Genomic DNA, 12,953 nt, shown 5'->3' on the forward strand with positions numbered 1-12,953 from the left:
GAGCGGGCACCCACCGTGCAAGAGCAGCAGGAAGGCTGGCGGGGCTGAGGCCAGACATGCTCTTCCGGGCCGGACAAGACAGCCACGAAAAAGCCCGCCTTCCGGCGGGCTTTTTCTTGTTGCAGGCAGCCTCGACTTACTCGACGTCGAGGAAGCTCCGCAGCTGCTCGCTGCGCGAGGGATGACGCAGCTTGCGCAGCGCCTTCGCCTCGATCTGGCGGATGCGCTCGCGGGTGACGTCGAACTGCTTGCCGACTTCCTCGAGGGTGTGGTCGGTATTCATGTCGATGCCGAAGCGCATGCGCAGCACCTTGGCCTCGCGCGGGGTCAGGCCGGCGAGCACGTCGCGGACCGTTTCCATGAGGTTGGTGTTGGTGGTCGCATCGATCGGGGACTCCACGTTGGTGTCCTCGATGAAGTCGCCCAGGTGCGAGTCCTCGTCGTCGCCGATCGGGGTCTCCATGGAGATCGGCTCCTTCGCGATCTTCATGACCTTGCGGATCTTGTCTTCCGGCATGTCCATTTCCTTGGCCAGCTCCTCCGGCGTGGCCTCGCGGCCGTACTGCTGGAGCATCTGGCGGGAAATGCGGTTGAGCTTGTTGATCGTCTCGATCATGTGCACCGGGATGCGGATCGTGCGCGCCTGGTCGGCGATCGAGCGCGTGATCGCCTGGCGGATCCACCACGTGGCATAGGTCGAGAACTTGAAGCCACGACGGTGCTCGAACTTGTCCACGGCCTTCATCAGGCCGATGTTGCCTTCCTGGATGAGATCGAGGAACTGCAGGCCGCGGTTGGTGTACTTCTTGGCGATCGAGATCACCAGGCGCAGGTTGGCCTCGACCATTTCCTTCTTGGCCTTGCGGGCCTTGGCCTCGCCATAGGCCATCGCGCGGTTGATCTCCTTGAGATCGCCCAGGGTCACGCCCATCGCCTTCTCGATCGCGAGCGTGGCTTCCTGCTCGGCGACGATCTGGTCGCGCACGTCCTTCAGGCCGGACGACCACTTCTGCTTGCGCTTGATCATCTCATCCGCCCAGCCCGTATTGGTCTGGTTGCCGTCCCAGGCGCGGATGAAGTCCTTGCGCGGCATCTTGGCCACACGGGTCGACAGGTCGAGAATGCGGCGTTCGTGGTCCTTGAGCTCGGACACGACCTCGCGCAGCTTGCGGACCAGCAGGTCGGTCAGCGGCAGCGGCAGCTTGAAGGTCATGAAGACCTCGGCCATCTCCGCGCGCAGCTTGATCGAGGCCTTGGCCGTCGCGCCATTCTTGGCGTACGACTTCTGGAACTTGTTGAACAGGTCGGCCATCAGGTCCATGCGGCGCAGGACTTCTTCCGGATCCGGACCGGTCGGGCCGGTGCTCTCTTCCTCGTCGGAGGAATCGTCGGAGTCGTCGTCGTCGCTGTCGGCCTCTTCGACCGCCTCGACGGCGGCCGGCGCGTTGCCCGCCGCCGCTTCTTCCTCGGCGGCCAGCTCTTCGAGCAGCTGATCGTTGAAGCCGGCCACGACCTCGGCCAGACGCTTCTTGCCGCCCTTGTGCAGTTCATATTCCTCGAGCAGCAGCTGCACCGACCACGGGAAGCTCGCCACCGAGGTCATCATCTGGTTCAGACCTTCCTCGATACGCTTCGCGATGGCGATTTCGCCCTCGCGGGTCAGCAGCTCGACCGTGCCCATCTCGCGCATGTACATGCGCACCGGGTCGGTGGTGCGACCGCCTTCGGTATCGAGCGAGGTCAGCGCGGCCGCGGCTTCTTCCGCGGCGGTCTCGTCGACTTCGCGGTTGCCGCTGGATTCGCCGGCCAGCAGCAGGGTCTCGGCATCGGGCGCCACTTCATGGACCGCGATGCCCATGCCGTTGATCATGCCGATGATGTCTTCGATCTGCTCCGGATCGACCATGTCGTCGGGCAGGTGGTCGTTGACCTCGGCATACGTCAGATAGCCCTGCTCCAGACCCTTGCTGATCAGGATCTTGATGTCGGACTGCTGGGCGGGACGTTCATTCGCCATGTGGCGCACCGTCTGAAAAGTGAACCCGTAATTATACCACCAGCGGGGCCGGGATCATGCCCTGAGCAGGAAGGTGACCGGGCCGTCGTTGACCAGGCTGACTTCCATATGGGCACCGAAGCGGCCGGTTTCCACCCCCGGATGACGCGACCTGCAGACGGCGACCAGGCGGTCGAAGATCCGTTCAGCCACATCGGGCGTCGCCGCGGTGCTGAAGCCGGGCCGATTGCCTGAGCCGGTATCGGCCGCCAGCGTGAACTGGCTCACCAGCAACAGGCCGCCGCCGGTCTGCGCCAGCGAGCGATTCATGCGGCCCGCGTCGTCGGCGAAGACCCGGTAGGCCAACAGGCGTTCGGCCATGCGGGCGATCTGGGCCTCGCCGTCCCCGGGCTCGATGCCGACGAGCGCGAGCAGCCCCGGACCGGTCCGGCCGACGACCGCGCCGTCGATGCGGACGGCGGCTTCGCTGACGCGCTGGATCAGGCTCAGCACGGGCGGGCACCGCCAGCCGGCCCCTCGCGAAGCTCGGAGGCACCGGTCACGCCACGCCTCCCCTCCGCAGGCGCGCGCTCGCAGACTGACCGAGGTGCCGGCCCATCAGCCCGAATACCGGTTGCTGATCGGATACCGCCGCTCTCGCCCGAATGCGCGGCGCGAAATCTTCGGCCCCGGCGCGGCCTGGTGCCGTTTCCATTCGCTGATGCGTACCAGCCGGAGCACACGGTCGACGGTGGCCGCATCGAAGCCCGCCGCGACGATCTCGTCGCGCGATTCCTCCTGGTCCACGAAGCGGCGCAGGATCGCGTCGAGCACGTCGTAGGGCGGCAGCGAGTCCTGGTCGAGCTGGTTGTCGCGCAATTCGGCCGATGGCGGCCGGGCGATCACCGCGGGCGGAATCACCGGCGCACCGCCGACCGTGTTGCGCCATTTCGACAGGCCGAAGACCTCGGTCTTGTAGAGGTCCTTGATCGGCGCATAGCCGCCGCACATGTCGCCGTAGATCGTCGCGTAGCCCACCGCGTATTCGCTCTTGTTGCCGGTGGTCAGCAGCAGGCCGCCGTGCTTGTTCGACAGCGCCATCATGATCGCGCCGCGGGTGCGCGACTGCAGGTTTTCCTCGGCGATGTCGACGGCCTTGCCTTCGAAGGCGTCGGTCAGCGTGTCCAGGAAGCCCTGGAACGGCAGCTCGATCGGAATGGTCAGCATGCGCACGCCGAGCGCCTCGCACTGCTCGGCGGCCAGGTCGTTGCTGAGGCCCGCGGTGAAGCGCGACGGCATGCGCACCGCGGTGACGTGGTCCGCGCCCAGTGCATCGACGGCCATCGCCAGCACCACCGACGAGTCGATGCCCCCCGACAGCCCGACCCACGCCTTCGAGAACCCGTTTTTGCCGCAGTAGTCGCGCGTGCCGCGCACCACCGCGCGCCAGGCCAGCGCATCGATGCTCTCGTCGCCATCATCGACCCAGACCACCGGCGAGAACGCGCGCGAGTCCGGATCGAAATCCACCACCAGCCACTGGTCGTCGAAGGCGGCCGCTGCCGGGTGCACGGTGCCGTCGGCGTCGGCCACGACCGATGCGCCATCGAACACCAGTGCGTCCTGCCCACCGACCACGTTGACGTAGGCCAGCGCCACGCCGCTCTCGCGGGTGCGCTCGGCCAGCAGAGCGTCGCGCTGGCGATGCTTGCCGCGCTCGTAGGGCGAAGCGTTCGGCACGACGACGACCGCCGCGCCGGCCGCGGCGGTGTCGGCCAGCGGCTCGGGGAACCACAGGTCCTCGCAGACGAGCACGCCGACCGGCACGCCGCCGACATCGACCACACAGGGTTCGCCGTCGGGGTCGACGTGGAAATAGCGGCGCTCGTCGAACACGTTGTAGTTGGGCAGCTCGCGCTTGCGGTAGGTGCGCTCGAGCTTGCCGTCGCGCAGCACGCTGGCGGAGTTGTAGAGCACGCTGCCTGCCGATTCCGGCCAGCCGACCACCGCAACGATGCCGCGCACGTCCTTGGCGATCTGCATCAGCGCCGCCTCGCAGTCGATCAGGAACCCGGGGCGCATCAGCAGGTCTTCGGGCGGATAGCCGCTGATCGCCAGCTCCGGAAACACCACGACGTGGGCACCGAACTCGTCGCGCGCCGCGCTGATCATCTCTGCGATGCGCTCGGCGTTGCGGCCGACGTCGCCGACCGGAAAGTCGAACTGGGCGAGTGCGATACGCAGGGAATCGGTCATGTCGGCGGGCACGCGGTCGGGAGCATCCATCATAGCGGCCGGGCCTGCGCACGCCGCACGCACCTGCGCCGCCATCGGTCGTGCGGGGACGCGGTTCGCGACGCAAAAAAAAGGCCGCCCGGGGGCGGCCTTTTTCGAATCACCCGAGGGCGATTACTTGACGAGCGCAGCGATCGCTTCGCCCAGGTCGCCCGGCGAACGGACGGTCTTGACGCCCGCCGCTTCCATCGCCTTGAACTTGCCTTCCGCCGTGCCCGAACCGCCCGAGGCAATCGCACCGGCGTGGCCCATGCGCTTGCCCGGAGGGGCCGACGCGCCGGCGATGAAACCCACGACCGGCTTCTTGACGTGCGCCTTGATGTACTCGGCGCCCGCTTCCTCGGCGTCGCCGCCGATCTCGCCGACCATGATGATGCCCAGCGTCTGCGGGTCTTCGTTGAACAGCTTGAGGCAGTCGACGAAGTTCAGGCCGTTGATCGGGTCGCCGCCGATGCCGATGACGGTCGACTGGCCCAGGCCCGCCGCGGTGGTCTGCTTGACCGCTTCATAGGTCAGCGTGCCCGAGCGCGACACGATGCCGATCTTGCCCGGCATGTGGATGTGGCCCGGCATGATGCCGATCTTGCACTCGCCCGGCGTGATCACGCCCGGGCAGTTCGGACCGACCAGGGTCACGTCCGGATGCGACTTCAGCACGTTCTTGACGCGCAGCATGTCGAGCACCGGGATGCCTTCGGTGATGCAGACGATGACCTTGATGCCGGCAGCCGCGGCTTCGAGGATCGCGTCGGCCGCGAACGGCGGCGGCACGTAGATCACCGAGGCGTCGGCGCCGGTGGCGTCGACCGCTTCGCGCACGGTGTTGAACACCGGCAGTTCGATGTGCGTGGTGCCACCCTTGCCCGGCGTGACGCCGCCGACGACCTGGGTGCCGTACTCCACCATCTGGGTGGCGTGGAAGGTGCCCTGCTGGCCGGTGAAGCCCTGCACGATCACCTTGGTGTTCTTGTTGATCAAAACGCTCATGGAATTGTCCTGTTGAGCCCCTCTCCCCTTGGGAGAGGGGTTGGGGTGAGGGCCGCATGGATGCAAGCACCCTCATCCGCCCTTCGGGCACCTTCTCCCAGAGGGAGAAGGGAAGGAAATAGAGTCGATCGGAATCAGGCGGCGGCCGCGACGGCCTTCTTGGCACCGTCGTTGATGTCGTCGGCCGCGGTGATGGCCAGGCCCGAGTCGGCCAGCAGCTGCTTGCCCGCTTCGACATTCGTGCCTTCGAGGCGCACGATCACCGGCACCTTGACGTCCACTTCCTTGACCGCGGCGATGATGCCCTCGGCGATCATGTCGCAGCGGACGATGCCGCCGAAGATGTTGACGAAGATCGCCTTGACCTTGTCGCTCGACAGGATGAGCTTGAACGCTTCGGTGACGCGCTCCTTGGTCGCGCCGCCGCCGACGTCGAGGAAGTTCGCCGGCGAACCGCCGTTGAGTGCGATCACGTCCATCGTCGCCATGGCCAGGCCCGCACCGTTGACCATGCAGCCGATGTTGCCGTCCATGGTCACGTAGTTCAGGTCGTACTGGCTGGCACGCGCCTCGGCCTCGTCTTCCTGCGTGGCGTCGCGCATCGCCGCCAGATCCTTGTGACGGAACGCGGCGTTGTCGTCGGAGTCGACCTTGCCGTCCAGCGCGTAGAGGTCGCCGTTGTCGAGGATCGCCAGCGGGTTGAGTTCGACCAGCGCGAGGTCCTTCTCGTTGAACAGGGTGTAGAGGCCACCCATGATCTTGGCGAGCTGGTTGGCCTGCTTGGCGGTCAGGCCGATCTTGAAGCCGATCTCGCGGCCCTGGTAGGCCTGGAAGCCTTCCACGAAGTTGACGTTGAGGCTCTCGATCTTCTCCGGCGTCTCGGCAGCGACCTGCTCGATGTCCACGCCACCCTCGCTCGAGACGATGTAGGTGATGGACTGTGTGCCGCGGTCGACCAGCACCGACAGATACAGTTCCTTGGCGATCTCGCCGGCTTCGGTGACCAGCACCAGATTGACCGGCAGCTCGACGCCGGCGGTCTGATAGGTGGCCATCCTGGTGCCGAGCATCTTGGCCGCAGCGGCCTTCACGTCGTCGGTGGTCTTGCAGAACTTCACGCCGCCGGCCTTGCCGCGGCCGCCCGCGTGGATCTGGGCCTTGACCATCCAGGGGCCTTTGCCCAGGGCGTTCGCTGCTTCGACTGCTTCATCGGCGGTGGACGCGACGCGTCCTGCCGGCACGGGGATGCCGTAATCGGCAAACAACTGCTTCGCCTGGTATTCGTGGAAGTTCATGTGGGGTCCGTACGGAAAGGAAAAGACACCGGCCGACGGGCGGCGCGGAGGGCGCGGCGGGTCGACGGGGGTCCGCTATTCTCGCCCATGCGGCGGCGGCGGGCAAAACCGCCCCACCCGGCCGTCCCGGACCGACGCCTATACTCGGCCGTCCAGCTCCGATGGAACGCCCCCGTGCCCCTGTCCGCAGCGTCCACGCTGACCCCGTCGCTGCTGCAGCGCGAACTCGCGCTGTTCGCGCTCTACCGGGTGCTGGAAGCCGCCCTGCTCGCGCTGCTGGTGTTCAGTCCCTGGGGCGAAACGCTCGGGGCGATGACCGATGCGCCGGTCGCAATCTCGGTCAGCGTCGGCTATCTGATCGCTTCGGCCGGGCTGTGGTGGCATGCGCGGCGCGCCCGCGCGGACTTCGCCAGCCATGCGGTCGTGGGCGTGGGCGTCGACATCGGCGTCGCCACCCTGATCACCCACGCGATCCCGGAAGTCGCGCCCGGCATCGCGATGCTGCTGCTGTTCAACATCGGCGCCGCGTCGCTGTTCGTCACCCTGCGCACCAGCCTGCTGATCGCCACGGCCGCCGCGCTGGCGCTGCTGGTCGAGCGCCTGTCCGGCCTGTTCGGCACCGGCACCTTCGACCGCCCCTTCGCCGAGATGCTGATGTTCGGGCTGGGCTTCTTCGCCGCCGCCTCGCTGACCCGGCAGCTGGGCAAGCAGGTGCGCGAGACGCAGGCGCTGGCCGACCGCCGCGGCGCGGAGGCCGCGAACCTGGCCGAGATCAACGAGCTGATCATCCGGCGCATGCAGACCGGCGTGCTGCTGGTCGACGGCAGCGGCCACATCCGCCTGACCAACGAGGCCGCCACGCTGCTGATCGGCGACGCCGAAACGCCGGGCGAGGACGGCCTGCACGGCCGCACGCTGGGCCAGCTTGCGCCGCCGCTGGCGATGCGCCTGGCCGAGTGGCTGCGCAGCGGCAGCATCGACAGTGCCCCGCTCACTCTGCGCGAACACACCGACGTGATGCCGCGCTTCGTCCGCCTGCTGGCCGAGAGCGACAGCACGCTGGTGTTCCTCGACGACACCTCGCTGGTGTCGCGCCGCGCCGAATCGCTGACCCTCGCCACCATGGGCCGGTTCTCCGCCAGCCTCGCCCACGAGATCCGCAATCCGCTCGCCGCGATCAGCTACGCGACCCAGCTGATGGAGGAATCGGACCAGATCGGAGAGGCCGATCGCCGCCTGCTGCAGATCATCCACCAGCAATGCATGCGCACCAACGGCATCGTGGAAAGCGTGCTCGGCCTCGCCCGCCGCGAACGTGCGCGCCCGGAACACGTGGACCTCGTCGCCGTGGCGCACGGCTTCGTGCAGGACTACCGGATGATCGTCACCGACGAGAACGCGGAACTGAAGGTGAGCTGCGACCAGCCCACGCTGCGCGCGATCTTCGACCCGCGCCACCTGCAGCAGGTGCTGACCGCGCTCGTCAACAACGCCGTCCGCTACGGGCGGATGCCGGGCGAGCCGGCGCGCATCACCCTGCGCCTCGAGCAGGCCGGAGACTGCCCCACGCTCAGTGTGCTCGACCGCGGCCCCGGCATTCCCGACGCCGTCGCATCCCAGTTGTTCCGTCCGTTCTTCACCACATCCGAAAGCGGCACCGGCCTGGGCCTCTACATCGGCCACGAACTGTGCCGCGCGAACGAGGCCCATCTGGAATACGTGGCGGTGCCGGGCGGCGGCGCCTGCTTCCGCGTCACCCTGGCCGCGCGGCAGACACTGCTGCGCAACGCAGGCTGACGCCGGCTGCGGCGCGAGATCGCGCTGGAGTGCGCACGGCCGTCGCGGCTCCGGGCGGCTGTCCTCCCAGGCCGGAGCAACCGCGTGACTCCAGCGGCATGCCGCCGCGGACGGCACTGCGCCTTCCCGCGACATCCTCGCCCCGGGGCATCCGGTCCGTATCGCCCGGCACGCAGGCGCAAGATCAGACCGCCGACGGACGCGTCACCGACCGGGCGCGCTGCGCGCGCCGACCCCGCGCAAGCCTCGTCGCTTTTGACAGAATCTGTCACTATGCGTCACACCTCGGACCCGGTTGTGTGGCGAATCGATGAGCGAAACCCGCAGCGTGCTGATCGTCGACGACGAACACGATATCCGTGAGCTGCTGGTGCTGACGCTCAGCCGCATGGGGCTGCGGACCGAGACCGCACCGACCCTCGCCGCCGCACGCGAACTGCTGGCCGCGTCCACCTACGATCTGTGCCTGACCGACATGCGCCTGCCGGACGGCTCGGGCCTGGATCTGGTCGGCGAGATCAGCACGCGTTTTCCCGGCACGCCGGTCGCCATGATCACCGCCTACGGCAACGTCGAGGCCGCGGTCGAGGCGTTGAAGGTCGGCGCCTTCGACTTCGTCAGCAAGCCGGTCGACATCCACGTCCTGCGCGGCCTGGTCCGCCAGGCGCTGGAACTGGGCGATCGCGCCAAGCGCGACACCGAGGAACACAGCAGCCGCCTGCTCGGCACCTCCGACGTCATGGTCACGCTGCGCAACACCATCGCCAAGGTCGCCCGCAGCCAGGCGCCGGTGTTCATCCAGGGCGAGTCCGGCACCGGCAAGGAACTCGTCGCCCGCACCATCCATGCGCAGGGCGCGCGCGCCAGCAGTCCGTTCGTGCCGGTCAACTGCGGCGCCATCCCCGGCGAACTGATGGAAAGCGAGTTCTTCGGCCACAAGAAGGGCAGCTTCACCGGCGCGCACAGCGACAAGCCGGGCCTGTTCCAGGCTGCCGACGGCGGCACGCTGTTCCTCGACGAGATCGCCGAGCTGCCGCTGGCGATGCAGGTCAAGCTGCTGCGCGCGATCCAGGAGAAGTCGATCCGCCCGGTCGGCGCCGCCGCCGAGATCCAGGTCGACGTGCGCATCCTCTCGGCCACGCACAAGGATCTGTCGCAGCTGGTCAACGACGGCCGCTTCCGCCACGACCTCTACTACCGCATCAACGTCATCGGCCTGCACGTGCCGCCGCTGCGCGAGCGTGCCGGCGACCTGCCGCTGCTGTCGGACGCCATCCTGCAGCGCCTCGCCCAGGCCATGCACCGCCCCGCGCCGACGCTGGCACCCGACGCCGTCGCCGCGCTCGAGGCCTACGGCTTCGCCGGCAACGTCCGCGAACTCGAGAACATCCTCGAGCGCGCCCTGGCCATGGCCGACGACGACCTCATCACTGCCGCCGACCTGCATCTGCCGGTCGCCCGGGGCGCCCAGCAGACCGCACAGCCGCAGCAGGCCTCGCCCTTCGTCACCGGCACCCACCAGGCCCTGCCGCCCAGCGCCGCGCCGCCGCGCGACCCGCGCACGCTCAGTCCCTACGACACTGCCAGCTCGGCGCTGCCGTCCTTCATCGAGGACATCGAGCGCGCCGCCATCCAGCAGGCGCTGCAGGAAAACCGCTACAACAAGACGAAGACTGCGGCGGCGCTGGGCATCACGTTCCGGGCGCTGCGCTACAAGCTGAAGAAGCTCGGTATCGACTGATCGGCACGTCGATGGCCGGCGGCGCGTGATCCAGGCCGCGCCGCGGATATCACACCCTATCCCGCATGCTGCGCGCCGCTGCGTGCAGGTTGCCGCGGCCCCGTTGCATCGATCCGGACACCGAAGGCCGGATAAGCCATCGGCGTCGCTGCGCTGGACGCGGGCCCCGACTCGACACAATGCGTCACCTTGTGACGCGATCGCGCACCATCCGTTCCCGCACGTGCCCACCGACCGTGCGCACCGGCACATTACGGGGTCAATCGTGGGCGGAAAAGTTGGCACGCCTTGTGCGTTATCCCCTACGCACGTGCAGGTCGCACGGCTGCCCACGGATCGGCACCAGCCGGCCACGCGGCACGTGGAATCAATCACTCCTAGGGGATACACCATGAAGAAGATGCAGAAGGGCTTCACCCTGATCGAACTGATGATCGTGGTCGCGATCATCGCCATCCTGGCCGCCATCGCGCTGCCGGCTTACCAGGACTACGTCGCCCGTTCGCAGGTGTCGGAAGCCGCCACCCTGTCCGCGGGTGCGAAGACTGCGGTTGCCGAACAGTTCGCCAACACGGGCACGTTCACCGGCATCACCAACAGCACCGCCGGCCTGTCGGCAGCGGGTTCGATCGTCGGCAAGTACGTCACCCAGGTGGCAGTTGCCGCGGGCACGGTCACCGCCACCATGGGCAATGACGCAAGTGACAAGGTCTCGGGCGACACGCTTGTGTTCACCCCGACCGACAACGACGGTTCGATTTCGTGGGCTTGCGACGCCAGCACCATCGATAACAAGTTCCTGCCGAGCGCCTGCCGCTAATCGCGGAGACACGGTGACGACGCGTCGCGTCGACATCTGCTCATCGAGGGGCCGCGCAAGCGGCCCCTTTTTTTGGAACGAGTGATGAAGAGCCTCCGGATTCCGTCGCCGCCCTGGATTGCCGCGCTGCTGGCGCTGGCCACATTCGTCGTCTTCTCGCCTGGCCTGGCCGGCGGTTTCCTCTTCGACGATTTCAGCAATCTGGTGCTGGAGGACGGCTGGAAGCTGCGCAGCTTCGCGCTGCAGGAATGGCTGGCCGCGCTGCGCAGCGGCGTGGCCAGCCCCGCCGGCCGGCCGCTGGCGATCGCGAGTTTCGCGCTGAACCACGTGCTGACGGGCATGGACCCGTTCTGGCTCAAGGCCACCGGTCTCGCCCTGCATGCGTTCAACGGCGTGCTGGTCTACGCGCTGTCCCGCGCCCTGCTGCGCGCGGCGCCGCATGCGGCGCTCACCGGCGCACTCGCCCCCGCGCTGCTGGCGGCGGCCTGGGCCCTGCATCCGCTGCAGGTCTCCAGCGCGCTGTACGTGGTGCAGCGCATGGAACTGGGCGCCGCCACGGGCACCCTGCTGGCCCTGCTGGCCTATGTCCGCCTGCGCCAGTCCCAGCTGCGCGGCGCACGCGCCTGGCCCTGGCTGCTGGCGATGGGCGCCGCCATCGTGTTCGGCCTCGGCTTCAAGGAGACCGCCGCGCTCGCGCCGGGCTTCGCCTTCCTGATCGAACTGACGGTCTTCCGCTTCCGCAATGCGCGCGGCGGCCGTGACCGGGGGTGGCTGTGGGCCTACGGCATTGGCGCCGCGCTGGCGATGGCCGCATACGTCCGCATCGTCCTCCCGCTGACCGCGCCCGACTCGCTCTACGCGATCCGCGAGTTCTCGCTCACGGAGCGACTGTGGACCCAGTTGCCGGTGCTGGCGATGTACCTGCGGCAATGCCTGCTGCCGCTGCCGGACAGCCTGTGGTTCTACTACGACAACGTCGCGATCTCGCGCGGGCCGCTGCAGCCGGCGAGCACCGCCTGGGCGGGCGCGCTGTTGCTGGCAATGCTGGGGGTGGCGCTGGCCTGCTGGCGACGCTGGCCCCTGGTGACGCTGGGCATCGGCTGGTTCTTCATGGCCCATGCGCTGACCAGCAATGTCATCCCGCTGGAGCTGGCGTTCGAACATCGCAACTATCTGGCGCTGTTCGGGGTGCTGCTGGCCCTGGTGCAGCCACTGGCAGCCGTCGGAGCGAGGCTGCATGCCGACGCGCGCGCAGTGCTGGCCATGTTGCCTGTGATCGCGCTGGCGACGCTGTGCTGGATCCAGGCCGCGAGCTGGGGCGATCCGCTGCGGCTGGCGTGGACGCTCGAGAACCGCAACCCGACTTCGCAGCGCGCCAGCTACGATCTGGCCAAGGAACTCATGGCGCGCGCCGGTGAAGATCCCGCGTCCCCGGCCTGGGGCCTGGCCCACGCACAGATGTCGCGCGCGGCCGCACTGCCCGGGCCGTCGTCACTGCCGCTCCAGGGCCTGCTGCTGATCGAGGGACGCGCCGGGCGCCCGAGCGCGCCCGCGACCTGGAAGGCGCTGCGCGAGCGGATCACCCGTCGCGCACTGGGACCGGAAGGACTGAGCGCGCTGTTCGCATTGTCCGAATGCCGCATCCAGATGCGTTGCCGGTTTGACGACGCGCAGCTTCTGCAGACGTTCCTCGCAGTGCTGCAGCGCAATCCCGACAGTCCCGCCGTACACACGCTGTACGCGAACTTCGCCTGGAACGTGCTCGACGACCGCCCGCTGGCAATCGCGATGCAGCGCGAGGCAGTCGCACTGGCGCCGGCCTATACCGGCTACCGCGTGGCGTTGGCAAAGTTCCTGCTTGCATCCGGGGACGCGGCGGCCGTGCAGGAGGGCCGCGCGGTGACCCTGGCGCTGGCGAGCGGACCCGAGGCCGGCCTGCTGCGTCAGGAACTGGCGGAACTGGACGCGTTGTCCAGCGCCGCCGACACCCGGGACGGACATCCGCCCCCTTGAACAAGGCAG

Annotated in this window: 9 protein-coding genes; 4 read left to right on the plus strand and 5 right to left on the minus strand. The window is 68.2% G+C overall.

The genetic code is table 11. The features are described from left to right. Window positions 1-136: 136 nt before the first annotated feature. The 5 genes from rpoD to sucC all read right to left on the minus strand — a co-directional run bounded on the left by rpoD (window position 137) and on the right by sucC (window position 6,573). Window positions 137-2,017 carry an RNA polymerase sigma factor RpoD gene (rpoD, locus tag CURTO8I2_RS08045; RefSeq protein WP_159680179.1) on the minus strand — a complete coding sequence of 627 codons (1,881 nt, stop codon included), beginning with the start codon at window positions 2,015-2,017 and terminating at the stop codon, window positions 137-139. Between the two features lie 54 nt (window positions 2,018-2,071). Next, window positions 2,072-2,509, minus strand: a complete 438-nt coding sequence (gene dtd / locus CURTO8I2_RS08050) for a D-aminoacyl-tRNA deacylase (RefSeq protein WP_159680181.1) — start codon at window positions 2,507-2,509, stop codon at window positions 2,072-2,074. 105 nt (window positions 2,510-2,614) lie between these two features. After that, entirely contained in the window at window positions 2,615-4,252 is a 1,638-nt protein-coding gene (locus CURTO8I2_RS08055) for an NAD+ synthase (protein WP_159680184.1), read from the minus strand. Between the two features lie 153 nt (window positions 4,253-4,405). Then, complete coding sequence (sucD, locus tag CURTO8I2_RS08060; protein ID WP_159680187.1) at window positions 4,406-5,278, minus strand: succinate--CoA ligase subunit alpha; 873 nt, start codon at window positions 5,276-5,278, stop codon at window positions 4,406-4,408. 134 nt (window positions 5,279-5,412) lie between these two features. Further along, a complete protein-coding gene (gene sucC / locus CURTO8I2_RS08065; protein ID WP_159680189.1) occupies window positions 5,413-6,573 on the minus strand; it encodes an ADP-forming succinate--CoA ligase subunit beta in 1,161 nt (386 codons plus the stop codon). A 174-nt stretch (window positions 6,574-6,747) separates the two neighbouring features. On the opposite strand from sucC, the gene CURTO8I2_RS08070 reads away from it, so the two are divergent. From CURTO8I2_RS08070 to CURTO8I2_RS08085, 4 genes are all read left to right on the plus strand, one after another. Further along, a complete protein-coding gene (locus tag CURTO8I2_RS08070) occupies window positions 6,748-8,370 on the plus strand; it encodes an ATP-binding protein (RefSeq protein WP_236551034.1) in 1,623 nt (540 codons plus the stop codon). A 310-nt stretch (window positions 8,371-8,680) separates the two neighbouring features. Further along, the gene (locus CURTO8I2_RS08075; RefSeq protein ID WP_159680194.1) at window positions 8,681-10,111 is read left to right on the plus strand and encodes a sigma-54 dependent transcriptional regulator; all 1,431 of its coding nucleotides are present in this window, start codon (window positions 8,681-8,683) and stop codon (window positions 10,109-10,111) included. Window positions 10,112-10,502: 391 nt separating this feature from the next. Continuing rightward, entirely contained in the window at window positions 10,503-10,931 is a 429-nt protein-coding gene (locus CURTO8I2_RS08080) for a pilin (protein WP_159680196.1), read from the plus strand. An 84-nt stretch (window positions 10,932-11,015) separates the two neighbouring features. Next, window positions 11,016-12,944, plus strand: a complete 1,929-nt coding sequence (locus CURTO8I2_RS08085) for a hypothetical protein (protein WP_159680199.1) — start codon at window positions 11,016-11,018, stop codon at window positions 12,942-12,944. Window positions 12,945-12,953: the final 9 nt, after the last annotated feature.

This window comes from Luteimonas sp. 9C, from assembly GCF_902506295.1.
Taxonomy (GTDB): Bacteria; Pseudomonadota; Gammaproteobacteria; order Xanthomonadales; family Xanthomonadaceae; genus Luteimonas.